This is a genomic window from Metabacillus litoralis (assembly GCF_003667825.1).
In the GTDB taxonomy this organism is placed as follows: domain Bacteria; phylum Bacillota; class Bacilli; order Bacillales; family Bacillaceae; genus Metabacillus; species Metabacillus litoralis_B.
The window spans coordinates 2,148,054-2,174,706 of the sequence record NZ_CP033043.1 but is presented as its reverse complement, the minus strand read 5'-3'; the positions used below and the strand labels follow the sequence as shown (position 1 = coordinate 2,174,706).

35 protein-coding genes are annotated in these 26,653 nt (G+C 33.8%); 24 read left to right on the top strand and 11 right to left on the bottom strand.

The features are described 5' to 3' along the window. The first annotated feature begins 2 nt into the window (after window positions 1-2). A complete protein-coding gene (locus D9842_RS10725; RefSeq protein WP_121662523.1) occupies window positions 3-269 on the top strand; it encodes a DUF6123 family protein in 267 nt (88 codons plus the stop codon). A 20-nt stretch (window positions 270-289) separates the two neighbouring features. Here the strand turns inward: D9842_RS10725 and D9842_RS10720 are convergent, their stop codons facing one another. Further along, entirely contained in the window at window positions 290-1,195 is a 906-nt protein-coding gene (locus D9842_RS10720; protein WP_121662522.1) for a DMT family transporter, read from the bottom strand. Window positions 1,196-1,219: 24 nt separating this feature from the next. Then, window positions 1,220-1,609, bottom strand: coding sequence for a reverse transcriptase-like protein (locus D9842_RS10715; protein ID WP_121662521.1), 390 nt, complete (start codon window positions 1,607-1,609; stop codon window positions 1,220-1,222). A gap of 223 nt (window positions 1,610-1,832) precedes the next feature. Here D9842_RS10715 and D9842_RS10710 point away from each other — a divergent pair, with 223 nt between their 5' ends. Both D9842_RS10710 and D9842_RS10705 read left to right on the top strand, forming a co-directional pair. Beyond that, entirely contained in the window at window positions 1,833-2,519 is a 687-nt protein-coding gene (locus tag D9842_RS10710) for a reverse transcriptase-like protein (protein WP_373995103.1), read from the top strand. Beyond that, window positions 2,512-2,688, top strand: a complete 177-nt coding sequence (locus D9842_RS10705) for a zinc-finger domain-containing protein (RefSeq protein WP_098797434.1) — start codon at window positions 2,512-2,514, stop codon at window positions 2,686-2,688. Before D9842_RS10710 ends, D9842_RS10705 begins: the two co-directional genes overlap by 8 nt. A gap of 118 nt (window positions 2,689-2,806) precedes the next feature. Here the strand turns inward: D9842_RS10705 and D9842_RS10700 are convergent, their stop codons facing one another. Next, window positions 2,807-3,073 (bottom strand): DUF2564 family protein, encoded by a 267-nt coding sequence (locus tag D9842_RS10700; RefSeq protein ID WP_121662519.1) that lies wholly within the window; start codon window positions 3,071-3,073, stop codon window positions 2,807-2,809. A gap of 195 nt (window positions 3,074-3,268) precedes the next feature. Here D9842_RS10700 and D9842_RS10695 point away from each other — a divergent pair, with 195 nt between their 5' ends. Beyond that, window positions 3,269-3,469: a hypothetical protein gene (locus tag D9842_RS10695; protein ID WP_098797432.1), complete on the top strand. Its 201-nt coding sequence runs from the start codon at window positions 3,269-3,271 to the stop codon at window positions 3,467-3,469. Between the two features lie 146 nt (window positions 3,470-3,615). Here D9842_RS10695 and cspD read toward each other — a convergent pair whose 3' ends face one another. Beyond that, window positions 3,616-3,816, bottom strand: a complete 201-nt coding sequence (gene cspD, locus D9842_RS10690) for a cold-shock protein CspD (protein ID WP_046590248.1) — start codon at window positions 3,814-3,816, stop codon at window positions 3,616-3,618. 279 nt (window positions 3,817-4,095) lie between these two features. Between cspD and D9842_RS10685 the strand changes: the two genes are divergently transcribed. Continuing rightward, window positions 4,096-4,350, top strand: coding sequence for a hypothetical protein (locus tag D9842_RS10685; RefSeq protein WP_121662518.1), 255 nt, complete (start codon window positions 4,096-4,098; stop codon window positions 4,348-4,350). A 145-nt stretch (window positions 4,351-4,495) separates the two neighbouring features. Next, window positions 4,496-4,762: a phosphocarrier protein HPr gene (locus D9842_RS10680; protein ID WP_098797430.1), complete on the top strand. Its 267-nt coding sequence runs from the start codon at window positions 4,496-4,498 to the stop codon at window positions 4,760-4,762. Between the two features lie 50 nt (window positions 4,763-4,812). Here the strand turns inward: D9842_RS10680 and D9842_RS25875 are convergent, their stop codons facing one another. The 4 genes from D9842_RS25875 to metA all read right to left on the bottom strand — a co-directional run bounded on the left by D9842_RS25875 (window position 4,813) and on the right by metA (window position 8,453). Further along, complete coding sequence (locus D9842_RS25875; RefSeq protein WP_162987399.1) at window positions 4,813-4,965, bottom strand: hypothetical protein; 153 nt, start codon at window positions 4,963-4,965, stop codon at window positions 4,813-4,815. A gap of 172 nt (window positions 4,966-5,137) precedes the next feature. Beyond that, a complete protein-coding gene (locus tag D9842_RS10675; protein ID WP_162987398.1) occupies window positions 5,138-6,133 on the bottom strand; it encodes a metal-dependent hydrolase in 996 nt (331 codons plus the stop codon). 45 nt (window positions 6,134-6,178) lie between these two features. Beyond that, window positions 6,179-7,336, bottom strand: coding sequence for a diglucosyl diacylglycerol synthase (locus D9842_RS10670; protein ID WP_121662516.1), 1,158 nt, complete (start codon window positions 7,334-7,336; stop codon window positions 6,179-6,181). A 208-nt stretch (window positions 7,337-7,544) separates the two neighbouring features. After that, on the bottom strand, window positions 7,545-8,453 hold the full coding sequence (gene metA / locus D9842_RS10665; protein ID WP_121662515.1) for a homoserine O-acetyltransferase MetA: 909 nt from the start codon (window positions 8,451-8,453) through the stop codon (window positions 7,545-7,547). A 223-nt stretch (window positions 8,454-8,676) separates the two neighbouring features. Here metA and D9842_RS10660 point away from each other — a divergent pair, with 223 nt between their 5' ends. From D9842_RS10660 to D9842_RS10650, 3 genes are read left to right on the top strand one after another with little or no spacing between them, the layout of a single operon-like run. After that, window positions 8,677-10,368, top strand: coding sequence for a formate--tetrahydrofolate ligase (locus tag D9842_RS10660; protein ID WP_121662514.1), 1,692 nt, complete (start codon window positions 8,677-8,679; stop codon window positions 10,366-10,368). A gap of 9 nt (window positions 10,369-10,377) precedes the next feature. Further along, a complete protein-coding gene (locus tag D9842_RS10655; protein WP_121662513.1) occupies window positions 10,378-10,884 on the top strand; it encodes a hypothetical protein in 507 nt (168 codons plus the stop codon). Window positions 10,885-10,916: 32 nt separating this feature from the next. After that, a complete protein-coding gene (locus D9842_RS10650; protein WP_121662512.1) occupies window positions 10,917-11,402 on the top strand; it encodes a glutathione peroxidase in 486 nt (161 codons plus the stop codon). A gap of 23 nt (window positions 11,403-11,425) precedes the next feature. On the opposite strand, the gene D9842_RS10645 is transcribed toward D9842_RS10650, so the two are convergent. Beyond that, window positions 11,426-11,671, bottom strand: coding sequence for a hypothetical protein (locus D9842_RS10645; RefSeq protein WP_121662511.1), 246 nt, complete (start codon window positions 11,669-11,671; stop codon window positions 11,426-11,428). Between the two features lie 142 nt (window positions 11,672-11,813). On the opposite strand from D9842_RS10645, the gene D9842_RS10640 reads away from it, so the two are divergent. The 12 genes from D9842_RS10640 to D9842_RS10585 all read left to right on the top strand — a co-directional run bounded on the left by D9842_RS10640 (window position 11,814) and on the right by D9842_RS10585 (window position 22,464). Continuing rightward, window positions 11,814-12,440 carry an HD domain-containing protein gene (locus D9842_RS10640; protein WP_218975608.1) on the top strand — a complete coding sequence of 209 codons (627 nt, stop codon included), beginning with the start codon at window positions 11,814-11,816 and terminating at the stop codon, window positions 12,438-12,440. Between the two features lie 144 nt (window positions 12,441-12,584). Next, a complete protein-coding gene (locus D9842_RS10635; RefSeq protein WP_121662510.1) occupies window positions 12,585-13,703 on the top strand; it encodes a conserved virulence factor C family protein in 1,119 nt (372 codons plus the stop codon). A gap of 94 nt (window positions 13,704-13,797) precedes the next feature. Beyond that, window positions 13,798-15,489 (top strand): dihydroxy-acid dehydratase, encoded by a 1,692-nt coding sequence (gene ilvD / locus D9842_RS10630; protein WP_121662509.1) that lies wholly within the window; start codon window positions 13,798-13,800, stop codon window positions 15,487-15,489. A 204-nt stretch (window positions 15,490-15,693) separates the two neighbouring features. Next, entirely contained in the window at window positions 15,694-16,128 is a 435-nt protein-coding gene (locus D9842_RS10625; protein WP_121662508.1) for a BrxA/BrxB family bacilliredoxin, read from the top strand. 77 nt (window positions 16,129-16,205) lie between these two features. Then, on the top strand, window positions 16,206-16,985 hold the full coding sequence (locus D9842_RS10620) for a class I SAM-dependent methyltransferase (protein WP_121662507.1): 780 nt from the start codon (window positions 16,206-16,208) through the stop codon (window positions 16,983-16,985). Window positions 16,986-17,016: 31 nt separating this feature from the next. Beyond that, window positions 17,017-17,148 carry a YuzL family protein gene (locus tag D9842_RS10615; protein ID WP_098797417.1) on the top strand — a complete coding sequence of 44 codons (132 nt, stop codon included), beginning with the start codon at window positions 17,017-17,019 and terminating at the stop codon, window positions 17,146-17,148. A gap of 335 nt (window positions 17,149-17,483) precedes the next feature. After that, a complete protein-coding gene (locus D9842_RS10610; protein WP_121662506.1) occupies window positions 17,484-18,089 on the top strand; it encodes a YpjP family protein in 606 nt (201 codons plus the stop codon). Between the two features lie 208 nt (window positions 18,090-18,297). Beyond that, window positions 18,298-19,038 (top strand): anthrax toxin lethal factor-related metalloendopeptidase, encoded by a 741-nt coding sequence (locus D9842_RS10605; protein ID WP_121662505.1) that lies wholly within the window; start codon window positions 18,298-18,300, stop codon window positions 19,036-19,038. A 47-nt stretch (window positions 19,039-19,085) separates the two neighbouring features. Further along, window positions 19,086-19,880, top strand: coding sequence for a thymidylate synthase (locus D9842_RS10600; protein WP_121662504.1), 795 nt, complete (start codon window positions 19,086-19,088; stop codon window positions 19,878-19,880). Continuing rightward, a complete protein-coding gene (locus D9842_RS10595; RefSeq protein WP_121662503.1) occupies window positions 19,877-20,374 on the top strand; it encodes a dihydrofolate reductase in 498 nt (165 codons plus the stop codon). Before D9842_RS10600 ends, D9842_RS10595 begins: the two co-directional genes overlap by 4 nt. A gap of 368 nt (window positions 20,375-20,742) precedes the next feature. Beyond that, complete coding sequence (locus D9842_RS10590) at window positions 20,743-20,949, top strand: cation transporter (protein ID WP_121662502.1); 207 nt, start codon at window positions 20,743-20,745, stop codon at window positions 20,947-20,949. 300 nt (window positions 20,950-21,249) lie between these two features. Beyond that, on the top strand, window positions 21,250-22,464 hold the full coding sequence (locus D9842_RS10585) for an MFS transporter (protein ID WP_121662501.1): 1,215 nt from the start codon (window positions 21,250-21,252) through the stop codon (window positions 22,462-22,464). 230 nt (window positions 22,465-22,694) lie between these two features. Here D9842_RS10585 and trhA read toward each other — a convergent pair whose 3' ends face one another. Together trhA and D9842_RS10575 are read right to left on the bottom strand one after the other, a co-directional pair. Then, on the bottom strand, window positions 22,695-23,336 hold the full coding sequence (gene trhA, locus D9842_RS10580) for a PAQR family membrane homeostasis protein TrhA (protein ID WP_121662500.1): 642 nt from the start codon (window positions 23,334-23,336) through the stop codon (window positions 22,695-22,697). Window positions 23,337-23,442: 106 nt separating this feature from the next. Then, window positions 23,443-23,673, bottom strand: coding sequence for a hypothetical protein (locus D9842_RS10575; RefSeq protein WP_121662499.1), 231 nt, complete (start codon window positions 23,671-23,673; stop codon window positions 23,443-23,445). A 189-nt stretch (window positions 23,674-23,862) separates the two neighbouring features. Between D9842_RS10575 and ilvA the strand changes: the two genes are divergently transcribed. The 3 genes from ilvA to D9842_RS10560 all read left to right on the top strand — a co-directional run bounded on the left by ilvA (window position 23,863) and on the right by D9842_RS10560 (window position 26,579). After that, window positions 23,863-25,131 (top strand): threonine ammonia-lyase IlvA, encoded by a 1,269-nt coding sequence (gene ilvA, locus D9842_RS10570; RefSeq protein WP_121662498.1) that lies wholly within the window; start codon window positions 23,863-23,865, stop codon window positions 25,129-25,131. Between the two features lie 154 nt (window positions 25,132-25,285). After that, window positions 25,286-25,537 (top strand): DUF2535 family protein, encoded by a 252-nt coding sequence (locus D9842_RS10565; protein ID WP_098797407.1) that lies wholly within the window; start codon window positions 25,286-25,288, stop codon window positions 25,535-25,537. Between the two features lie 199 nt (window positions 25,538-25,736). Then, window positions 25,737-26,579, top strand: a complete 843-nt coding sequence (locus D9842_RS10560) for a DegV family protein (protein WP_121662497.1) — start codon at window positions 25,737-25,739, stop codon at window positions 26,577-26,579. The last annotated feature ends 74 nt before the right edge of the window (window positions 26,580-26,653 follow it).

Below are 26,653 nucleotides of genomic sequence, written 5' to 3'. Positions count from 1 at the left end.
GGATGGCTCGTACAGTTAGAGATTATGTTACCTTTTTAGCTAGTAAAGGATTTATCCTAGGTGAGGAAGCTTATGGTTTCATTGAGTTTGGACAGCAGTATACAGATACAGCAGATGAAATTGTCATTGTAGCCATTGAGCTTACATTAAAAATACAAAAAGAATTTGATGGTTCTTTTTATATCTCATTATTAGAACAATTTAAGGCAGAAGACATACTGAATCGTAAACAGGCTTTTCATCATATACAAACTTTAAATTTAATGTAAAAAGTCTTTAAGCATAAGGCTTAAAGACTGGTTTCTTGATTAATCGATGATTTAAGTATTTTCATATTAGGCAATTCTGAAACAATCATGGCTAAGAATATAAGGAAGCAGCCAATTAAACCATTTGTAGTTAAACGTTCGTTAATTAAAAGAAAGGCTGTTAGGGCAGCGAATACTGGCTCCATAGCAAAAATTAGCGCTACTCTTGCGGCTGTGGTAATTTGCTGAAACTTAGTTTGAAGTAAAAAGGCTAGAGCGGTTGCCAGTATCGATGTAATAGCTAACGCAATTAAAACGTCCATATTTAATAAGTTGGTTGATACAATTGATGATCTCTCGAATAAACCAGCGCTTATAAAGCTTAATAGAGAGACAGTTAAGAGCTGAATAATTGTTAAGGGTAGTGCTTGATGTTTGTTTGAAAATTTCCCTGTATAAACAATATGAAGGGCAAACCCAATTGCACAAATCATTACAAGACCATCACCTATGTTCATTTGGGATAATCCTGCAACAGTAAGAAAGTACAAACCTATTGTTCCTACACCAGCAGCGATAAATACAACGAAGTTTGGCTTTTCCTTTAAAATAAATACAGACAATAAAGGAACAACCATAACACTTAGACCTGTAATAAATCCGGCTTTTGAGGATGTTGTATACATTAGACCAACCGTTTGAAAACTATATCCAATAAATAAAAACAACCCTAAAAATACTCCTGATTTAAGCAATTCTTTAGATAACCAGCCTTTTGGAATTTTAAATAGAAATAATGATAGTAGGGCTGCCGCAATAAAAAAGCGAATACCATTAAACAAATTAGGTGGTATAAATTCAATTGCATTTTGAACAATCACAAAGGTTGCTCCCCATATAAATGCTACAAATAACAGACTAACATCTGCTACTAACGTTTTTTTCATTTATTTCACTTCTTTCAGTATAAACTAAGATTGTTTCAAAATAGCACTTCTTGCTAACTGATCGGCTACTTTATTTTCTTTACTAGGAATCCATTTCAAAAAGAACAAATCAAATTGATCAGAAAGCTTCATTACCCGTTCTAGAAGAGGAGCAAAACTGTTATTCTTAACAAATTGTTTTTCAAAAGCACGATCCACAAGTTGTGAATCAGTTCTAAAAGAAGCAACTTTATATCCTTGGTCCAAGCAAATTTCCATTCCTTTAATCAATGCATGATATTCTGCTTCATGGTTTGTCATAGAACCTAAAGGTAAAGAGTATTGTTCAGCTGTACCATGTCCTTTTATAAAGATTCCTGCACCAGATAAACCTGGATCACCTGCACTGGCTCCATCTACATATACTTCAATCAAACAAACACCTCCTAAATTAAAATATTTCATTAAATACAAAAACGATGGTAAAATAAATAGCATTATCATAAAGTAAATGTAAAAACACGAGTAGAATAAATCGAATATGATTATAGCATATTGATTACATTAGTTATAGGAAGAATTATTCGAAACGGTTTTGATGATATTAGTAATATAGAAACATTAAGATTTTCCCTTAAAATTAACAGAAATTTCAGGAGTGAATCTATTGAATTATCGTATAGAATGGACTTATCAAACAAAAAGAAAATTAGAAACAACGATAACAACAGAATATCATTCTTTAAATGAATCCATTATTTTTGCTGAAGATTTTCTTCAAACAGGAAGAGTTAAGAACCTTTCATTTTTCTCAGAGGATGGCCAGTCATGGACTCTTAAGGAGCTTAAAAAATTAAAAGAAATTGTTAAAGATGAACCACATGATGTTGTTGCCTTTTTTGATGGAGGATTTCATAAAAGCACAAAATTGGCTGGATTTGGTGCAGTGGTTTATTACACGCAAAATGGAAATCGATATCGAATTCGAATGAATGAAAAAGCAGAAGAAATGGAATCAAACAATGAAGCAGAATACGCTGCCTTTCATTATTTGGTGGATGTTCTTGAGGAAAACGGAATAACAAAACAAAAAGTATTGTTCAAGGGCGACTCGCAGGTAGTTTTAAACCAACTATCAGGTGAATGGCCTTGTTATGAAGAAGAATTTAATATTTGGCTAGATCGCATAGAAGGCAAATTAAAGAAACTAAAAATAACTGCATCCTATGAACCGGTATCGAGAAAAGAAAATACCGAAGCAGATAAGCTAGCAACCCAAGCGATGGAAGGAATCGAAATAAGAAGTAAAATGATCATAAACGAGGACGTTGAAGAACATGAGTAAAAAGCAAACGCTACAAGAACTTAGTGAAATCATTGATACTTATTGTGTGAATTGTTTATTAAAAAAGCATTTTAGAGAAGAGTATGGAAAAAGCTATGCACATTCTTTTTGTATTAATAAATGTACTGTTGGTGAGAAAATAAAAGAAGTTGGTAAGAAGTTGTTGTAACATGTTACAGTTACAAACTGAAAGCATGAAGCAAATCATGACCTATAGTTAAATACAACACACCTTTTAATAACAAAAAAATCCGCCATATAGCGGATTTTTTTGTAGTTAATTGCTTTTATTTTCTAGCTTCTGATAATTGATGCTCACACTGTTGTAACAGTTGTTGTTGTTTATTCACAAAATCAGAATCAACACCTGTTTCATTCGTGCGACTCATAATCTCCTTCGCATCTCTTATTGCATTTTCTGCATGTTGTAGAGCTTCCGGATCTAATTGCATTGTTGCAGCTCCAACCATTTTTTGTGCTGCTTTTACAGATGCTTCGAGTTGTCCTAAATCATTCATTCCACTAATTAATCCAGTATGATTTATTTGATCCATATAAAACACCTCCAATCATTAGTTTTTGATTATTAACTTGAAATATTCGTTAAAAAAACAAAATTATTTTCTATCACAAATGAAGGTGTCATGTTAAAATGAAAATAGGATTAAATATTGTAAAAATATAGGATTAATATAAATCATTTTGACTAGATATCTGTCAAAATTTTATTGGTGGAGGAGAGATTCACTATGGCAACTGAGCCGTTAGATTCATCTATTAAAGAGGCATTTTCTGAAATTTATAAGGATCTTGATAAATTGGTCTTTATAGCGAACAACGCGAATATATTCAATTCGAATGAGGTTAGTAGGATTGAAAAAAGTATTAAGCAAAATGTTAAAGCAATCGAATATTTATTGATCAGTCAGAAGTCTGGCATGACAAAATAAATGGAGAGCAAATAAAAACTGAAGGGTCAACTCATATTATCCACTTATGTTTTGAAAAAATAATAAACGCAAAAAAGAGGCGGAGAAATCCAGCCTCTTTTAAATCTAGTTGTTTATGGTTAAATCACATATATGAGATCTTGTGATTATAACTTTGTAACGTTAGCAGCTTGTGGTCCGCGGTTACCTTCAACGATTTCAAAGGAAACTTCTTGACCTTCTTCTAATGATTTGTAACCATCGCCTTGGATTGCAGTGAAGTGTACGAATACATCGTCTCCTCCTTCAACTTCGATGAATCCAAAACCTTTTTCATTGTTAAACCATTTTACTTTACCGTTTTGCATAGTACTTAATCCTCCTAATACTGTAGCACGGGTGGTGCTAAAAAAAATTTTATCATTAATGAATATGATATGTAGATTTTAACAAGGATGATAGATTTCTGAGATGTATTATTACAATATATACTCAGCTTAATGATAATTTAACTATACACTAATCTAAAGATAACCGTCAAGGTCAAGAAAAATGTTTTAACAAAACTTTCAGAAACTTACATTTATGGAACAGATAATACTTACATAAAACAAGCATATAATGATTAAAAAGTATGGAGTGGTCTTATGCGTAAGTTTGATTTAAATGGAAGTAGCATCATTATTACATCCTCAAAAAAAATAGATGATTTAGAGTTTAATAGGGCTTATCAAGCTATTGTTAAAGTAGGAAATAAATTACTGTATTTGAGAAAATCTTCGATCATATTAATTCAAGATCACGAAGAAAATTTTATCGTTGTAGAACGAATGAACACTGATACTATTACGTTACATATTCATCATGAAATACCATTGGATCATGTATATAAAATAGGCTAAAAGAGACAATAGTTAATGGAAAATTTAGTTCACTTTTTTTAAAAAAAGTTTATAATAGTGATGATACATGTCAAAAGATTTTGGCGAGTAAAGATGAATACATAATCATCTTTCCAAAGTACTAATGTGAAGGGGGGATTTAAAAATGGTAGAAAAATCGTTTACAATTACAAGTGAAGCAGGTCTACATGCTAGACCAGCAACAGCTTTAGTGAATGCAGTAAATTCATTTACAGCTGATGTTAACTTAGAGGCTAATGGTCGTACAGTTAACTTAAAATCAATTATGGGTGTAATGTCACTTGGTATTTCAAAGGGAACAAAAGTGACAATTACAGCTAGTGGTAGCGATGAACAAGCAGCACTAGAAGCTGTTGAACGCGCTATTACTACAGAAGGCCTAGGAGAGTAATAAAAGGTTAAAAGGCGGGGGTAACCCGCCTTTTGTATGTGGAAATTTATTTATTCCATTCTTGTTTTGTCTCTTTGATCTTTATTACGTTTGTTTCCTTTGCTATTGTCTCCTGCAATATGTTCTTCAGCAAACTCCATTTGATTCATTCCGTTTTGTGGTGAGTTTTGATTTTTACTACCTTTATTATATTTTTTTGTCATTAGAATCCTCCTCTTGTTAAGAAATATTTCCTAAATCTATGTATGAGTAATGGTTTATCATACAGGAATTATTTTTTGTAGAATGTGAAAATATATTCCTTAAACAAAAGATCTCTTAAAAATGAGAGAAAAAATGTCCGGTCAAATAACCGGACTTTTTTTAGAAACACCACTACATTTGTACAGCATTGCTTTTTGATGGCACAAGCTTTTGTTGCAGCTTCTTTGACTGATAAATCCACCCTGTATATGAAGAGATAACTTGAAGATTCTTATCAAGTTTAACCACTGCCATATATGGGTAATGGTGATTATGACGAAATCTTAGGTCAATCCAACGGACTTCATAACCTTTTGGCTGAGGTACATACATGGCATGAACATGCCCTGAATTTGCTAGAAAATGTTTTACATTATGATCGTCCCGGGAAGCCTTAATATAAGGACAAAGTTGATCATGTTTTTCGAAAGTATGGATAAGATGAAGACCATTTTTATCAAGAATACCAACATAATAAATTTGATCTGTTTCGTAAACAACATGCCATTTGCGAATCCATACAGTTGGAACAATTGTACAGATTCCTTTATTATCCATCGATTGAATAACTTGCTTTTTGTTTTTTTGTGATATGAAAAAACGAACAACAAGATAACCAATAATCACTAAATATCCCCATAAAAAAACAAATCCAGAATGAATTCCAACAGTCCAAAATGAAAAACCAATTAGGTGAACCAAGATGATAAATGGATCAAATAACGGGACAAAGTTTAATGACAACCATTTTTTTGTAAATGGTCTAGCAGCTTGGGTACCATAAGCATTTAGAATATCAAATCCAACATGTAAGATAACAGCTAAAAAAGTCCAATAAAGTAAAGGGAAAAATAAAACGTCCTTAAAAAAAAGAAACGTAATAGATGAAACAAGTACTGTCCAAAGAAAAAGGGCAGGGATGGAATGAGAGGCACCTCTATGGTGCTCAATATACATGCCATTACCTTTTAAAAGTTTAATTCCGTAATCAAAATCTGGCGCATTTGATCCTATAACCGTACCAATCATAATAGCTTGTGCTAATTCAGGACTACCCGCAACAGCAGGATCTATATAAGCTAAACCAGCTAAACCAAATCCCATTATTATGTGAGTACTTGTATCCATTTCGGCCTCCAGATAGTAAGGTAAACCTCTCATCCGTTTAAGATACTAATAGTTGACGGAGCCTGCCATTACTTTTTTATCTCTAATGTAAGAAGCTTCTTTTATCATATCCTCAATAATAATATCTGCAGAATTAGGCACGTGTAGCTTTTTAATATTATCTCTCATTCTTTGTAGCTTCTGATCATCTGCCAATAATTGATTTACTTCATCAAAAATATCTTCAATTTGATTAATAATAATTGCGGAAGAATTATCTTCAAAAAAGTGGGCATTTTCTTTTTCTTGACCGGGAACAGGTTTAAAAAGGACAACAGGTAACCCAATTGCAGTTGCTTCTGTTAGAGTAATCCCTCCTGGCTTTGTTATCATGCATGAAGCAACTCGGTATAACTCATCAATTCGCTCAACATAACTTAATACTTTAAATTGCTCAGGAAACTGAGTAGCGAGAGGATCCAGCGTTTCTTTTAGTAAAATATTGTTTCCACAAATAACGACAGTTTGGATATTTTCACTTTGGTTAATGAAAGATTGGCATAATTCCTTAACATTTTTTAAAACTCCATGTGCACCTGCAACGATAAGTAATGTTTTCTTATCAGGATCTAACTTGTACTTTTCATAGATTTCATTTAATTCCATTTTTTCTTCGAATTGTTTACGAATAGGTATTCCTGTGACTTTTATTGTGCTTGGATGGATGCCAAGCTGTAAAAGTTTCTCTTTAACATGATTTGTGGCAACATAATATTTATCAATATTTTCATGAACCCAAATTCTGTGTAAACAAAAATCAGTTAGCACATTAAATGTCGGAATCACTGTACCAGTCTTGCGACGATATTCAGGAACAACAATCATTGGAAAAGTATTAATGATCATGTCAGGTTGTTCACTTGTCACGATTTGATGCAAACGTCTGTGCCCCATTTTAAAATACAGGTTCATCATTCTTTTGTTATAAATTTTATCAACTCCGTAGTAAAAAAGACGATAAAATTGTTTTCCGATTGAGAAGCTTTTTAAATATAAGTATTGGGTAATTTCTGAAAAAACGGGAAAAGATTCCGAGTAAAGATTACACACAATAACGTCGCTAAAACCCATCTGCTTACACTTATCTTCTAATGTTTTTGCAACTTGAACATGACCATTGCCATATTTAGCTGTCAAAATTAACACCTTCGAATTTCTTTTCAACATTTTCACCTCAATCTAGTAAAGAAACGGATCATTACAAGAAAAAAAGTTCATATCAAACTATATGTAAAATATGAACTCAATTTGTCTTAAAGATTACCATATAATTATTACTTTTTTATAAAGCAATTATTAAGTATTTCTTAAGATGTAAAGTGGTTGTAAAAATATTGAATTTTTAAAGTTGCATAAATAGTTTACGAGACTTTCAATCCCAAATATACGGTGTTTCTTGGTATACGTAATAGTTCAGCCAATTCACAAATAGTAGGTTCGCATGTGACCTCCAACACTGAATCGGTCTATTTTTAGGATCGTTATTTTTAAAATAATTTTCTGGCATCTCGATTTCCAGGCCTTTTGAAAGATCACGTTCATATTCATCTTTTAATGAAGTTAATTCATATTCAGGGTGCCCTGTTAAAAAGATTTGTTTACCATCCTGTGACATCACTAAACAAACTCCTGCTTTATCGGAATACGAAAGGATTTGAAGCTCTTTAACTCGTTCAATTTCCTCTTTTAATACATCTGTATGTCTAGAGTGTGGAACAAAGTAAAGGTCATCAAAACCTCTTACCAATTTTACTGTTGGATCTACAATTTCATGCTCAAAAATTCCAAAGCATTTTTTATCCAATTGATATTTATTTACGCCATAGTGATGGTAAAGTCCTGCTTGGGCACCCCAACAAATATGTAAAGTTGAGGTAACATTTGTTCTAGTCCAGTCCATAATTGTTTGAAGTTCAGGCCAGTATGAGACTTCATTGAACTCTAAATGCTCAATTGGTGCTCCAGTAATAATCATCCCGTCAAACTTTTTATGCTGGATATGTCTAAAAGTTGTATAAAATTCCTTTAAGTGCTCCATTGCAGTTGTTTTTGATTTATGTGTTTCAGGTCGTAAAAATGTAATGTTTAACTGTAAAGGTGAGTTACCTAATAGTCGTAACAATTGTGTTTCTGTTTTTTCTTTTTCAGGCATGATATTTAGAATGATAATATTTAAAGGACGTATATCCTGAGAGTATGCTCTATTTTCATCCATAATAAAGATATTTTCCTGTTCAAGGATTTCTTTCGCTGGTAAGTGATTTGGAATATTGATTGGCAAAGAAAACACCTCCGAAATAAACTTTATATTTTTGTCATAACAATAATTGATAAATATGATAAATGACTGATTCTTTATTATAGAAAGTTTAGAAAAATAATTCAATTTATATATTTCAAATAATAGTTTTTCTCCATTAATAATTTGACATATTGATTGATGGATAAGGATGTATGGTAATATATTCTAAAGATCATTTTAACAACAAAGTGAGGAAAAAACAGTGAATAGTCATCAAAAATTTAAATCAGATATCGAAATTGCCCTTGAAACACCACTTTTACCAATTCAGCAAATAGCCGATCATCATTTAGATTTAAAGGAAGAAGAATTAGAGCTATTTGGAAAATATAAGGCTAAAATTTCTCTTGATGTGCTAGAAAGATTAAAGGAGAAAGAACCTGGAAAGCTTATTTTGGTTACATCAACTAACCCAACCCCGGCTGGAGAAGGAAAGTCAACAGTAACAGTGGGTTTGGGTCAAGCACTTAACAAACTAAATAAAAAAGCGATTATTGCCATGAGAGAACCTTCGCTCGGACCAACAATGGGATTAAAGGGTGGAGCTACAGGTGGTGGCTATTCTCAAGTTCTTCCTATGGATGAAATTAACTTGCATTTTACAGGTGACATACACGCAATTACGACAGCAAATAATGCATTAGCTTCATTTATTGACAATCATCTTCACCACGGAAATGATTTGAATATCGATCCTAGAAGAATTGTATGGAGACGAGCATTAGATTTAAATGACCGAGCTCTTCGAAATATTACCATCGGCTTAGGTGGATCTACAAATGGCATACCAAGAGAAGACCATTTCGATATTACGGTAGCTTCTGAAATCATGGCTGTTTTATGTTTAGCTAGCAGTTTAGATAATCTTAGAGAGAGACTTTCAAGAATAGTAATCGGATATACATATTCTAAAGAGCCGGTTACAGTGGCCGATTTAGGTGTTGAAGGTGCTTTAACTCTTCTATTAAAGGAAGCAATAAAGCCAAATCTTGTTCAAACAATCGAACATACACCGGCTCTAATTCATGGTGGACCCTTCGCGAACATCGCACATGGGTGTAATAGTTTGCTTGCGACTAAAATGGCAACAAAGCTAGGAGACTACGTAGTAACGGAAGCTGGATTCGGTGCTGATTTAGGTGCAGAAAAATTTCTTAATATAAAATCTAGAATTGGAGAGCTTACCCCTTCTGCTGTGGTCATTGTGGCAACGATAAGAGCTCTTAAAATGCATGGTGGAGAGAAGAAAGATCAATTACAGCAAGAAAATAAGGATGCTTTAATTAAAGGCATAGCCAACTTAAAAAAACATATAGAAACAATAAAAAGCTTTGGACTACCATACATCGTAGCAATTAATAAATTTGCTACAGATACAGAAGATGAAATAACAGAGCTATTAAATTGGAGTAATAAGGAAGGACATCCTGCTGTTTTATGTGAAGTATGGGAACATGGTGGCAATGGAGGAGTAGAGTTAGCTGAAAAAGTACTCAAGATTATTGAAGAACAAGAAAATTCCTTTCAATTTTTATATAAAGATGAAGATTCAATTGAACAGAAAATTTTCAATATTGCAAGTAAAGTTTATGGAGCAACAGGAATTCAGTTTACGAATAAAGCAAAGAAACAAATTCAAGAATTTGAGCGCTTAGGGTGGAATAATTTGCCGATTTGTATGGCAAAAACTCAATATTCTTTAACAGATGATGCATCTGTGTTAGGTAGACCTGAAAGCTTTACGATCACAATACGTGAATTAAAGGGTTCGTTAGGTGCCGGCTTTATCGTTGCTATAACCGGTGATATTATGACAATGCCAGGTTTACCATCTGAGCCTGCTGCTCTAAATATGGATGTTTCAGCAGACGGAAAGGCAACTGGCTTGTTTTAGGAGGTAACTATGTTTGATCCGACTGTCTTTGATAACTTGAAAGTAGTAATAGAAGGATATATATACGACTTGGATCTTCAAGGGAAAGTTAATGTTATTGGTCGAAGTGATATCGTTGACTTAGCTACTATGGTGAGAAAGTATATCATTACAATTGAAGATGTTAGAAAAAGCAAACGGTCAATCCTCATTGAAATTGAAATACCTCATCGGGAATTATCTGGAGAGCTGTTAGAAACGAATGAAAAGCCTGGGTGTTATGTAACTGTGTCTTTTTGTGAGAACAACGGTACTCATGAATATGATGAATTATTGCTAAAAAAATTAAAAAGAAGCTGGGGAAAACAACATTTTGTGAAGCTATTATTAACAAAAGAGATAACTGACCATAGCGTCAAGTATCATCATAAATATATGGTAGAATTTCAAACTTTATATGGAGAAGATTCCATTGATGACCTAATAAATATTGTGGACCACTCAATTTCACTATTAGGGCTAAGCACCAAGAGGTAATAGATTTATAAAATAAAAGGAGGTTTCAACTAATGAGTTTATATCAATTTGAAGTAGAAACCATCGAAGGTGAAATGAAAACGTTAGAAGAGTATAAGAATCAGGTCCTTCTTATCGTAAATACAGCTAGCAAATGTGGTTTTACGCCTCAATATAAAGAATTACAAAATCTTTACGATGAATTTCAAAACCAAGGATTTACCATCCTTGGTTTTCCTTGCAATCAATTCATGGGGCAGGAACCAGGTAACAATGAAGAAATTGAAAGCTTTTGTGAAATAAACTATGGTGTTCGCTTTCCAATGTTTTCGAAAATTGAAGTTAACGGTGAAAATGCTCATCCATTATTTAAGTATTTGGCATCTGAAACTCCAGGGTTGCTTGGAACAAAATCGATAAAATGGAACTTCACAAAATTTCTTGTAAATTCAAATGGTCAGCCAATAGAGCGATTTGCACCGAATACAAATCCAAAAGAAATAAAGCCTCATATTGAAAAGATACTAAAAGAAGTCTAAACGTCAGACTTCTTTTTCAGTATCTAAAGAACAAGCAAATACTGTAGTTGTCCTCCGGTAAGGGTGGTAACTTGTTTCACTTTATATCCAATGCTAAAAAGTTGTGACAAAGTCTCAGCACAATTTTGACGAGGTGGCTCGATTGGGGCATGATAACTACTATATAATTGCTTAAATTGATTTCGTTCATTGCAATGTAGAAGAATAACATGTTTACCAGTCCAAGCTTGGCCGATCATTGGTTGCTGCTGGTATCTCGCGTTTTTCATGAACATACTCCTTTAATATTGATAAAGTAGTATATGTGAATGAGCTAGTCAGTGTTTATATATCCGAAACTTTAACAGTTTTCTATAGGATTGTAATTAATTTCAAAAATCGTTTCTTAAGGATGAGGAGTGTAATTTTTAAGTGGAGAAAAAAAAGAAAATCATGGTACAAACGATAGAGGATTTTGTGAAAAAAAGATTAAAGCAAGAGGGTAGCGGTCACGACTGGTGGCATATTGATCGAGTTAGAAAAAATGCCTTACTTATCGGAGAACAAGAAGAGGAAGTAAATATGTTCATTGTTGAAACAGCTGCACTTTTACATGATCTAATAGATGATAAGCTGTCAAAGGAGATAAAACTAGAAGTAACTGATGTAAAAAAACTATTAATTGAATTAGAAGTTAATCGTAATGAAATGGATGAAATCATCTCTATTATTGAAAATATAAGCTTTAGAAAGCATATTTCAGCTGGTAAGCTTTCACTCGAGGCGAAAATTGTTCAGGACGGTGATCGTTTAGATGCGATTGGAGCGATTGGAATAGCCAGGACGTTTGCTTTTGCTGGTTCTAAAGGAAATGTGATTTATGACCCAGAAGGTTTGGACTTGTCTAATGCAATACAGCATTTTTATGATAAATTGTTAAAATTAAGAGAGTTAATGAACACTAAAACAGGAAAGCTTTTAGCTGAAGAACGACATCAATATCTCGAAGGTTTTTTGGAGCAGTTTCTAAAAGAGTGGAATGGTCCGAAAAAAATATAACACAGGCAGCATGCTCGTCTTTTTTAAAAATTTGTTTCAACTGTTAAAAGTAAAAGTATGCGGAGACGATCAAACCCTATGAATGGCATGAAAAAAAGTGGCTATGTTACAATATCATTACGAAAAGAATAAAGGAGTGCCATTATGAAAATAAAATCAATCGAACCTACTCCTAGTCCAAATACGATGAAGGTTCTTTTATCAGAAGAGCTTCCTTCTGGAAAAAGCAATAATTACAAAAAAGATCAAGCTAGTGAAGCACCTAATATCATTAAAGATATCCTATCCATTGAAGGAATTAAAGGTGTATATCATGTTGCTGATTTCCTTGCTGTTGAAAGGAATGCAAAATATGATTGGAAAGATCTTTTGGCACAAGTTCGTCAAGCATTTGGTGAAGATGTAGCTGAACAAGCAAATAATGCAACAAATGAAGAAGCATTTGGAGAAGTAAAGGTTTTCATTCAAATGTTTAATGGAATACCAATGCAAGTGAAACTTACTGATGGAATTCTTGAGGAACGCTTTGGCTTACCAGATCGGTTTAAAGAAACTGTTATGACTGCACAACAAGCCAATGACAATGTTGTTCTTGATAGGCAGTGGAAAGACCATGGAGTGCGATATGGTGAACTTGCTGATATTGGAAAAGAAGTTGTGGATGAGATCAGTGCTGCTTATTCTGAAGATCGTCTAAAAAGGCTCATTAAAGCAGCGAATGAAAAAGAAAAAACAAAAGTTCAAGCTCGTAAATCCTACAAGGTTAGTCTCGACATGCTTGATGATGAGGATTGGACAAAGCGTTTTGCACATTTAGACCAAATGGAACCAACTGAAGAGGATCTTCCAGTACTTGAAAAAGCACTTGATGATGAAAAGCCATCAATCAGAAGGCTTGCAACTGTCTATCTTGGTATGATAGAAAAGCCTATTGTGTTACCTTTATTGTATAAAGCACTTAAAGATAAATCAGTTACAGTAAGAAGAACAGCTGGTGACTGTTTATCTGATATGGGTGATCCCGCTGCAATGAACGAAATGATAGCTGCACTTAAAGATAAAAACAAACTAGTAAGATGGCGTGCAGCTATGTTTCTATATGAAGTAGGAGATGAGTCAGCCCTTCAAGCATTAAAAGAAGCCGAAAATGATTCGGAATTTGAAGTGAGCATGCAGGTAAAAATGGCAATTGGACGAATTGAGGGCGGAGAAGAAGCACAAGGCTCTGTTTGGAAACAAATGACAGAGCGTAGAAATGGGTAGAGCTCAAAACTAAACAGTCAATTAAGATTGACTGTTTTTATTTGTAGTGAATTTACTGAATATTATTACAAACGAAAAGTATGGAGGTATTATGATGACCAAAGATTTGAGAAATAACAGTAAGGTATTTGAAGGGACGTTAAGAGCACCAAACCGTGCAATGCTTCGTGCAGTAGGTTTTAGTGATGAAGATTTTAAAAAACCTTTGGTTGGGGTTGCAAGTACTTGGAGTGAGGTTACACCTTGTAATATACATATTGACAAGCTTGCTATTCAATCAAAAAATGGAGCAAATGGAGCAGGCGGTAAAGGGATGATCTTTAATACAATTACCGTATCTGATGGAATATCAATGGGTACTGCTGGTATGAGATATTCTCTTCCAAGCCGTGAAGTGATTGCTGATTCTATTGAAACAGTTGTAGGTGGAGAAAGCTTAGATGCAGTTGTTGCTATTGGAGGCTGTGACAAAAATATGCCCGGGTGCTTAATTGCCCTGGCACGTATGAATTTGCCGTCAGTATTCGTTTATGGGGGCTCCATTAAACCAGGTAATTTGAATGGAAAAGATATTGATATTGTTTCTGTTTTTGAAGGTGTTGGTCAATACAATGCAGGAAAGATTAATAAAGATGAATTAAGTAAAATCGAGTGTCATGCATGTCCCGGTGCAGGATCTTGTGGAGGAATGTATACAGCGAACACAATGGCATCTGCAATCGAAGCAATGGGAATGAGTTTACCTGGTAGTTCCTCTAACCCTGCTGAATCAGATGAAAAATTTCAAGATTGCTTTGATGCAGGTGATGCTGTTTATAAGTTAATTGAAAAAGGAATTAGACCGAGAGATATCATGACAAAAGAAGCATTTGAAAATGCAATAACAGTTGTGTACGCACTTGGTGGTTCAACAAATGCTGTTCTTCATATACTTGCAATTGCACATGCTGCTAAGGTTGACTTAACAATTGATGACTTCGATCGAATTCAAAGACGGGTTCCTCATTTGGCCGACTTAAAGCCAAGTGGAAAATATGTTATGAATGATCTGCATCAAGTTGGGGGGGTTCCAGCTGTTATGAAATATCTACTTCAGGAGGGCTTCTTACACGGAGATTGCTTAACGGTAACAGGTAAAACAGTTGCTGAAAACCTAGCAGATTGCCAAGAATTAAAAGAAGGACAAAAAGTGATATATCCCGTATCTGAAGCAAAACGTAAAGACGGTCCTTTAGTCATTTTACGAGGTAATCTTGCACCAGAAGGAGCTGTTGTTAAAGTATCTGGTTTAAAGGTGTCGAAGTTAACTGGACCAGCAAAGGTGTTTAATACAGAAGAAGAAGCCTCAGAAGCAGTTATTTCAGGAGAAATTAAAGCTGGTGATGTTTTAATCATACGTTATGAAGGACCAAAAGGTGGACCAGGTATGCCAGAAATGCTGTCCATTTCAGGGATTCTTGTAGGAAAAGGTTTAGGAGAAAGTGTTGCGTTATTAACGGATGGACGTTTCTCAGGAGGGTCTCATGGATTAGTAGTTGGTCATATTTCTCCAGAAGCACAAGTTGGTGGTCCAATCGCTTTTGTTGAAAATGGAGACATGGTTACAGTTGATAGTGAAAAACGTGAACTGTCTGTTGCATTAACAGAAGAACAATTTGAGCAACGTAAGAAAAATTGGTCAGCACCTAAGCTTTTAGAACGAGGTGTTCTTTCAAAATATGCCCGTCTTGTTTCAAGCGCTTCAAAAGGCGCAGTAACTGATTTGTATGAGGAAAATGATAAGTGAAATATGATTTTAAAGCTTTAGGTCATAAAATTTAATGATGATTCTCATACTTCTAGCATATTAACGGCCAGGTTTAAAAAGAGTAACATGAATATGAAACAACCTAATGTTATAAGTTGTTAGGTTGTTTCTATTTATTTGCAAGAATGATGACCCTATAGTATTCTTTACTTACATTAATGCACATTTTGGAGGGATTTTATTATGTCAATGGCATATGAAGAATATATGAGACAAATGGTAAAACCGATGAGAGCAGAATTAACCAATGCAGGATTTGAAGAATTAACAACAGCAGAAGAAGTGGAACAATTCATGAATGAAGAAGATGGAACAGTTTTAGTTGTAGTCAACTCTGTCTGCGGGTGTGCAGCTGGCTTAGCAAGGCCTGCTGCAACACAATCTGTTTTGAATGCTGAAAAAAAACCAGATCGAATTGTTACTGTTTTTGCTGGACAGGATAAAGAAGCGACTAGTAAAATGCGTGAGTATTTTAAAGGGTACGAACCTTCATCACCATCAATGGCACTTCTTAAAAATGGCGAAGTTGTTCACTTTATACCTCGTCACGAAATCGAAGGAAACTCAATTGAAGAGATAATGGGAAATTTAGAATCTTCCTTTGAAAAATATTGTTAAAAGAAAGGGTGCTTATTGCATCCTTTTTTTACAAGATAAAAAAGCAGTGAATATGGCATATAGGAGTATAAATAGGTATGATAATCACCACTTCAGGAAGGCCTGATGAAAATTTAATAAAGTCTGCTATAGAAATTGCAAATGAATTGGATTCAATTTTTTTGAGAAGAAATAAAAGAGCTGTTGATCAGTTAAAAAGAGAATGTGATGATGATATTCTTGTTGTTGGGAAAAATAGGATGGAACTTCATTTTTCTGATTTTACAGAACCTTTGTTTTTTCATCCTAATTCAGCTATGTTTCGAATAAAAAGAATAGTAAAGGGAGAAGACGATCCCTTTTGTGTTGCATGTAAGCTTGAAAAAGGAAGTTCCTTTTTAGATTGTACACTTGGACTGGCTTCGGACAGTATAATTGCTAGCTATGTTGTTGGTGATAAAGGAATAGTTTGTGGAATAGAAGGCAGTAGGCCTTTAGCTTTTCTTGTGCAAACAGGTCTTTTTCAGTGGAAAACTGGTTTACCTCAATTGGATGATGCAATGAAAAGAATTCAGGTAAAAAATAGAGAGCATCTTGCTTTTTTGAAAGAATGCCCGGATAACAGTTTTGATGTGATTTATTTTGATCCAATGTTTGAGGAAACGATAGAAGGCTCCGTTGGATTACAACCTTTAAAAAGAATTGCAAATTATTCTACGTTAACTAAAGAGACTATTACTGAAGCAAAACGAGTTGCTTCTAAAAGAATCGTGTTAAAAGACCATTGGAGAAGTTCACGTTTTGCCGAATTTCAATTTCAAGTAAATGTCCGTAAAACAGCGAAATTCCATTATGGAGTCATAGATTTGCACAAATAGCAAAAGATAATATCATGGAGGTGTTATCTTTATGCCAAAAAGAAAAGTTGACCCATCTAGAGCTGGTCTTAGCTCTCCAAATGTTGAGGGACAAGGCACCACTATGAATGAAACAGGTGGTAAGCAAGTGGATTCCGCTCGAAAAAAAACAAAGAGAACATAAAGTATTTGCTTTGACAACTAAAAAGGGTGCTCACGTTTGTGGCACCCTTTGCTTTGTTTATGTATTAGTCCGTAATTTCAACGTAAATAAAATAAGCTAGTGTAACAAAAGAAAGTATAACGAATAAAGTATCATAACCCATTTCTAAACCCTCCTATACTTTTTTACATAATATGTGTTAGATATTTCTATTTTAAACGTTTTCGTCCAACAATAAAAGTGTTACATTTTATTGAACAAATTGTTTTTAAATTTTGTAATAAAATTGATATATAATAACCTCTAAGACTATGATAAAATATTGCTATAATCATATTGTTGGAGGAAGAACTGTCATGAACAAATGGTTGAGAAAATCACTCTTTATTTTATTCTCTATCGCAACCTTTGGACTTGTAACACCACCTGCGTCTTTAGCGGCAGTTCAAGAGAAGCCAGCAGAAGATTCGGTGACCAAGCCTACATTCTCGAATGAAAATGAACATGCATTACTATCTGATAATATAGATGTTGAACAGCAAGTATCTTTATCAAAAGATGAAATTATTGATTCTCTTCTTTTTGAAGCAGAGCAAAAATCTTTTTCTAAGTTTGGAGATAAAATTGGCGATGTAATCCAAGATGAGTTTAAAAAAGTAATTCTGCCTAAAATGGAGGAAGTCATTACATATTATGTTAATGTCGAAGATGACGAACTTTTTGAACATGTTGAAATTTCAAAGCCATCAGGTGGAACTGGAGAAAAGATTTTTCACATCTATAACACACAAACAGGTGAGGATGTTTTGCGTTTTCACGTTAGAAGAGAGAATCGTCCTTTAGAAGGGTATTGGTTCAACTTCCACTATCACTCTTATCATGATTCATTTCAATCACATATAGATCTAGGCAGTATTTATTGGAATAAAAACACTCCTCCAAATTGGATGAGTTACCATTAATGACTTTTATTATTTGAAAAAAATGTTGAAAGGGCATACATCCGTATGCCCTTTTGCTTTGTTTTGGAAATAATATCAATAATCTATGCGACCCCAACACTTCTAGTTAAAATTGTCTATTTATGATAGTATAGTAGAAAAGTATTTAACCTACAAACCTCTTAAAATTTTTACAAATTTTTCATTAGTAAAGAGGGGGATATACATCATGAAAAAGACATTATTCATTCTTTTACTCTCTCTTATTTGTATTCCATTTTATCATCTAGCAAAAGCCTTTCCTGAAGGTGTTCAGCTATCTTTATATAAGTTTGAGACAAATGAATTATCCTTATCTAAACCAATAGTTAGTGAATTGGTTTATTTACCTCCTAAAGGTTTTTCGGAAAATGATGCAGTGAAGATGATAAAAAATATACAAAAAGTAGATGAAAATATTTTATTATTAGCAGCAGAGGAAAGTATTCAAATTAAACTGTTTACGGGTTCTTTAACTAGTCAAAATGGTTTAGATAGATTAAAAGACTTAAAACCACGTGGATATGAAACAAATGATCCGAATTGGGAGTTAGTTCCGGGGATGAGTGATAATAGAGTCGTTTATGCAAAAATTGGGCATAGTGAATTTGGTAAAGGACATGGATCTGTGTCACTGGAGCTTCATGAATTTGCTCATGCTGTTGATCGTTATGTTTTCCAGTACGTTCGAAAAAATCCACTCTTTTTAAATATCTGGAAACAGGAAGTTGACTCTCTTTTCCCGCTACAATCATATTTTATCCAATTCCCTGAAGAATATTTTGCTGAAACATTTGCCATGTATTATTACAATAATCAAACGAAATTAACTCTACAAGAAAAAGCCCCGTTAACTTTTACATTTATTCGTTCACTAGAAACACAAGCAGCAGAGTTACGCAAAAATATTTATGTGAATTCTCAGTATTAAAGTATGGTAAAATACATGAAGGATTAAAAGTAAGGGGAAATGTCTAAATGAAACAATATTTGGAATTATGTCAACATGTACTTGAAAACGGAGTGATAAAGGAAGACCGAACAGGTACGGGGACAATAAGCACATTTGGTTATCAAATGAGGTTCAACCTTCAAGAAGGATTTCCGTTAATTACGACAAAAAAATTACACACGAAATCAATTATTCATGAACTTTTATGGTTTCTTAAAGGTGATACAAATGTAAAGTATCTACAAGATAATGGTGTGAGAATTTGGAATGAATGGGCAGATGAAGATGGAGAGCTGGGTCCAGTTTACGGACACCAGTGGAGAGCTTGGCCTGCAAGAGATGGTTCTACCATCGATCAAATTACAAATGTTGTCGAACAAATTAAGAACAATCCAGATTCTAGAAGATTAATTGTTTCAGCCTGGAATGTAGCTGATGTTGATTCTATGGCACTACCACCTTGTCATTGCTTCTTTCAATTTTATGTAGCAGACGGGAAGCTTTCCTGTCAGTTATATCAACGTTCTGCTGACGTTTTCTTGGGTGTGCCATTTAATATTGCATCGTATGCTTTACTTGTTCATATGATGGCACAAGCAACTGACTTAGAGGTAGGAGAGTTTGTTCACACTTTTGGAGATGTTCACATTTACTCAAATCATGTTGAACAAGTAAAAGAACAATTACAACGGGATCCTAGGCCATTACCAACTTTAGTGGTCAACAAAGATATTAAATCTATTTTTGATTTCTCTTTTGAGGATTTCAGTATCGAAAACTACAATCCTCATCCACATATTAAAGGAGCTGTTAGTGTTTGATTTCTTTACTAGTTGCAATGGATACTAATCGCCTTATTGGAAAAGATAACCAACTTCCATGGCACCTCCCACAAGATCTCGCTTATTTTAAAAAAACGACGTTGAATCATAAAATTGTAATGGGAAGAAAAACGTTTGAATCTATTGGTAGACCACTACCAGGTCGAGTAAATATCATTGTTACTAGAGATCAAAATTATTCCCAAGAAGGATGTTTAGTCCTGCATTCTATAGAAGATATAAAGGAACTATCTGAGCAAACTGAAGAAGAAATTTTTGTCATTGGAGGAGCGGAGATATTTCAGCAAATCTTACCTTACAGTGACCGCCTTTATATTACACATATTCATCATGAGTTTGAGGGAGATACATATTTTCCTAAAACAAATGAAGAAGAGTGGGAAATGGTGAAAAGCGAAAAAGGAATTAGGGATGAAAAAAATCCTTTTGATTATGAGTTTGTAGTATATGAGAAAAAAGCATCATTTCGTTGAAAAACGAAATGATGCTTTTTTAAATTAATCGAATTTTTATTGAAATGAACAAATAGTAGTATCAACTCAATTAATCTTAACAAAAGGGTTCTTGCTTCTACTTCATTAAGTCATCTCTTAATTTAATAAGTTGTTCTACCGCTTCGTAAATATCCAATTTCGTCACCCTTTTTATTGAAATCAAAACTGCTTACTATAATATAAGGTGGATTAAGGAATTTTTTGTACTTATAAGGGTTATTTTAGATATAGTGGACGGAGAACATGAGCTATAAGAACAATTTTAAAAACTGTGATAAACAGAATTTAGATAAAAATGTTTCATTGTTTATCCATTTATTGAAACAATCTTAAAAGGAGAGAGCTTTATGGCGGAAGAAACAATTTTTGTTAAAGAAGCTACATCAGAGCATTCAATTCAACAAATCGAGTATTTACTTAATGAATTAGCTGGTATTGAAAGAGTATTAATTGATACTGAAGATGGTGAGGTAAAAGTTCAGTATGATGATAAAAGAATCTCTAAAGAGCGGATCATACTAACAATTCACCAACATAACTTCCATACCTCTTAATGTGAAGGGCCACTTAGGCGTTGCCTTACACATTAGTATAGAGTAAAGAAAATCCTGTTGAAACAATAACAGGATTTTCTTATGTTAAAATAGATAGATGATCAAATAGTGAATGGAAAAAATTATGTTTTTGGGTAATACAGTCTTGGACTTGGTCTTATAATTAGTGATTAAATTTTTGTTTTTACTTCCTCATTTTAAAGAAGATTAATAAGTTACTTTTTAAATATCTATGATGAGTATGTTTATATACTAATTCGTTAAAGTAAAAAAATATTAATAAAAAGGGAGGTTTTTAATTTGACAACATTTCTTTTAGTCATTATTTATTTGGCGTTTATCAGCTTAGGTTTGCCTGATTCATTGTTAGGAGTAGCGTGGCCTGTAATGAAATTGGATTATGGGGCCGCGCTTGAGACTGCTGGATTTCTTTTTATGGCGATTGCAGGTGGTACCATTATCTCCAGTCTAGCTAGCGGAAAGATTCTTAAAAGGTTCGGAACGGGGCAGGTTACATTTGTTAGTGTTTTAATGACTGCAGGTGCATTGTTAGGGTTTAATTTTGCTCCTTCAGTTTTATGGTTATTTTTATTTGCTATACCACTTGGATTAGGTGCAGGAGCTATTGATGCAGGGTTAAATGATTATGTTGCTACACATTATAAAGCTCACCATATGAGCTGGTTGCATTGCTTTTGGGGAGTTGGAGCTACTTTTGGTCCTATCATTATGGCTCAATTTATTTCAGGACAAAACTCTTGGAGAAATGGATATTTTACAATTGCAATAGTACAGTTTGCATTAGTTCTTATTCTTTTATTTACATTGCCATTATGGAATAAAGTGGTGAAAAATAGTGAAGCCATAACAAGTGAAAAGCAAGGTGAGTCAAATGATATTAGTCAAAATGAAGAAGTGAAACCTTTGCAAATTAGGGGAGTTAAACTAGCTCTAGCATCATTTCTGTTTTATTGCGGAGTTGAAGCAACAGTAGGTCTATGGGGAAGTAGTTATTTAGTGAATGTCAGAGAGATACCCGTAGCAGTTGCTGCACAATGGGTTTCCTTTTATTATGCAGGAATAACAATTGGTCGATTATTAACAGGCTTTATTACTTTTAAATTAAGTAATCTAAGTCTCATTCGTACAGGACAGTTAGTAGCACTGGCTGGTGCTTTCCTTTTATTCCTGCCATTGCCGTCAACTTTCTCTTTAGTAGGTTTTATTATGATTGGGTTAGGTTTAGCGCCAATATTCCCGTGTATGTTGCATGAGACACCAACACGTTTTGGGAAAAGGCATTCCCAAACCATTATGGGGTATCAAATGGCAGTAGCTTATACAGGAAGTACTTTTTTACCACCATTTCTTGGATTTATTGCGTCTTATACAACAATAGGTATTTTTCCAATTTGTATCGTTCTTTTTGTAGCAGCAATGCTTTTAAGCTCAGAAAGACTAAATAGTCTTTTAGCAAAAAGTACTTTACAAAAGAGTAAACAAATTGAGATATAACATTTTTCTTTTTGTGTTTAAGAAGACTAGTGAGTGGATTTTTACACAAGGTGCTATCCCTAAAAAGAAGGATAACGCCTTTTTATTCATTACGTGATAAAGTCAGTCATGACGATCTTTAGTTTTTACGCTCTGATCGGAAACATAAAAAGACCTCCTTACAAATATGTAAAGAAGTCTGGAATAGTTTTATTTTGATAAATATTTTGTAAAACAGTAATAGATGCTATTTATGGCAACAAATACAATAATACAGAGAAGAAGTGTAGCACTGTACCTGCTAAAACAAAAGTATGCCAAACCGCATGGTGATACTTAAAACCACGCCAAACGTAAAAAACCGCACCAACTGTATATAATACTCCACCAATGACAAGCAAGACTACACCATTAAAGGGCACGTTGCTAATAATGTGGTTCCATGCAAAAACAATTAACCATCCCATTACAACATACATAATGGTAGAAAAGAATAAGTATTTCTTAACGAAGAATGATTTGAAAACTGTTCCGCCTATTGCCAAACCCCAAACGATTCCAAATAATGTCCAACCGACCCATCCTTTTACCGCAATAAAAAGAAAGGGTGTATAGGTGCCAGCAATAAAAAAGTAAATAGCGGAGTGATCTAATATTTCAAAAAAATCTTTTGCTCTACCTGCTGGAAAGCTGTGAACTAAGGTTGAAGCTGTATATAGCAAAACCATCGTTACTCCAAACAAAGTGAAGCTTACGATATGCCAAGCATTTCCGTGTAAGGAGGAAAAGATAATCAATATGACTAAACCAGCAATGCTTAGTAAGCCACCAATACCATGCGTAATTGAATTTGCTATTTCTTCACCTTTAGAAAAGGTATGTGTGTTTGCCATAATCTTTTCTCCTTTCAATGTCATTGTCTTTCAACAATTTATAAATTATATCATTCATTCATAAGATGAAATAGTGACATTTATCATTTTTTAATAGAAATACTAGTTATGATTGCTGAACATGATCTTGTAAAGAAGAGACTATTTGATGAAACAATTGTTTGTCCTCAAAATCTTGTTCTTTCCAATTTTCATAAATCCAAAAAAGCATCTCTCTTGAACTGTTAAACACTTCACCGCTCGTGTCAGCTTCTCTTATCATGTAACGACCATTTTCATCATCTGCAACAATTAAACAAGGAATTGCACCTTCCTTATTTTTTATTTCATATTCCATTATTTTATCACCTCATATAAGTTTTGTGTGAATTTATTCAGACTTTTGAAAAGTTGTGAGCTTATTGCTTTATGTTCCATCTATGAAACATAAAATTAAAAATTATGTAAAACTTTTTGATATTTCCTTTAAATTTCGAATATTCATGATATAATTTCAAATTAACAAGCAGTTGAAAGGACCGTGACAATGAAACAAACAATCAATGAAGTGCACAATGTTTTTGTGGAAGATATATTAAAAGCGCATCATTTACTAAAAGATGTTGTAACACATACTCCATTACAAAAAAATGAACAACTTTCTGAAAAATATGAGTGTAATGTGTATTTAAAACGAGAAGATCAACAAGTTGTTCGCTCATTTAAGATCAGAGGTGCTTTTAATAAAATAAAGCAGCTTGATTCTGAAAAGACAAAGAATGGTATCGTATGTGCTAGTGCTGGAAATCATGCACAAGGTGTTGCATACTCTTGCCGTCAATTAAAAATCCATGGGAAAATTTTTATGCCGTCAACAACTCCTCGTCAAAAAGTTTCTCAAGTTGAACTGTTCGGTAAAGAATATGTTGATATTATTCTAACCGGCGATACGTTTGATGATGCATATCAAAAGGCAATGATTAGCAGTGAAGAAGAGAGCCGAACTTTCATTCACCCTTTTGATGATGTAGATGTCATTGCTGGACAAGGGACCGTAGGAGTAGAAATTTTGAACGATGCTGATGTGGACATTGACTATGTTGTAGCAAGTGTTGGTGGAGGCGGCTTAATTTCTGGTGTGGGTACCTATTTTCACGCAATTTCACCTTCAACAAAACTTATTGGTGTTGAACCAGAGGGTGCACCTGCTCTTTATCAATCAAGAGTAGAAAACAAAGTAGTTTCGCTTGAGAAGATTGATAAATTTGTTGATGGTGCAGCTGTGAAAAAGGTAGGAGACAAAACCTTTTCTATTTGTAACGATGTTTTGGACAAAGTCTTACTTGTACCAGAAGGAAAAATCTGTACAACAATTTTAGAGTTATATAACGAAAATGCAATTGTAGCAGAGCCTGCTGGAGCGATGTCAATTGCATCATTAGATTTTTTGCGAGATGAAATTAAGGGTAAAAATGTTGTTTGTATTGTAAGTGGAGGCAACAATGATATTGGTAGAATGCAGGAAATTAAAGAACGTTCAATGATTTATGAGGGATTACAGCATTATTTTATTGTGAATTTCCCACAACGTGCAGGTGCATTAAGAGAGTTCTTAGTCGAAGTGCTTGGGCCAACCGATGATATTAACCGCTTTGAGTACACTAAGAAGAATAACAAAGACAATGGGCCGGCATTAGTAGGTATTGAATTAAAACAAAAAGAAGATTATGAACCTCTTGTAAAAAGAATGAAAAAGAAAGGTTTCTTCGTAACGGAAGTGAATAAGGATAGCAATTTATTTCACCTTTTAATCTAAAAGTATCCTTTTTTAACGTTGAGGTAAGTCTAAAACGTTGATATCTCAACGATGAAAACGCCGAAAAAAAACTTTTTATTAGACAAAAATAGACAGACTTCTCATTGTAATTGGGTTATAATATAGGAAACGGGTAAAAAAGAGGATTGATAACTTGTTATTCAAGAGCCTAGAGTTCAAACTGGCAAGTGGACAGAAGGTAAAAATTACTGATATCCCAGTATTGGAGGAGGATAACAAAAACCGTTTCATGCTTCAAATCCGTTTACAGAAGTTTATATCCATTATCCAAACACAGATAAATCCAAGAAGTATTTATTCTTTTAAAGATTACTTAAAAAAAGTGTTGAAATGGCCTGATTACGAAGCGATCTTTGGAAGTAGTATATTAAAAAACAATGCTTAGGAGGGAACCAGAAGTGTCTGGTTCTCTTTTTTTGTCTAAAAGTACTTAATATTTGATTCTTTCTAAATAAAACATCTTGATAATATACCAATCAATAGGATTGAAGTCGCATATAATTTTAATCGATAAGAAATAATTTCATTGAATGTACCTTTAATGGGGGTATAATAGTAGGTAGACTTTTTAGGGATGTGAGGATTTGCAAAAAATTAAAATTGTAACTGATTCAACGATAGATATGAGTAAAGAATTGATAGAAGAATATGATATTACGGTTGTTCCACTGTCCATTACTATAGATGATAAACATTTTACAGATGGAGTTGACATTACTCCAGATGTTTTTATAAAAATGATGAATCAATCTAAGGAACTTCCTAAGAGTTCACAACCACCTGCTGGGGAGTTTCTAAAGGTGTACGATGAGCTAAGCAAGGATGGTAGTTCGATTATTTCTATTCATATGACAAAAGGCTTAAGTGGGACTGTCCAATCAGCTCAATCAGCTGCTCAGATGAGCGAAGCTAATGTAACCGTTCTTGATTCAATGTTTATTTCTAAGGCACTGGGATTTCAAGTTTTGGAAGCAGCAAAAATGGCTAAAGAAGGATCTTCAAAAGAACAAATACTTCATAGAATAGCTGAAATTCATGATCACACAAGACTTTATTTAAGTGTAGATACACTGGAGAATCTTGTGAAGGGTGGTAGGATTGGTCGTGGAAAAGCTTTAATAGGCTCCTTACTCAATATTAAGCCAATAGCGAAGTTACAAGATGGCCTTTATACTCCAGTTGGGAAAGTTAGAAGTCAATCTCAGGCAGTAAAATACTTAGCCAAGCAGTTCGCTGAAGATGTGAAAGGAAAAACTGTTAAAGCAGTTGGTATTGCCCATGCCGACGCACATGATTTTGCCCAAAAATTAAAGCAAGCTGTTCTTGAAATTAGTCCGAATTGCATGGTAGATGTCTCATTTACAACACCTGTTGTTTCTACACATACGGGACCAGGTGCAGTCGGGTTTATGTTTTTTGCAGAGTAAGTAATAGACCTAGATATGACCATTTTTATGGGATTGTCTGGGTTTTTTTAGTTCTTTCTGCATCTGATTAATAC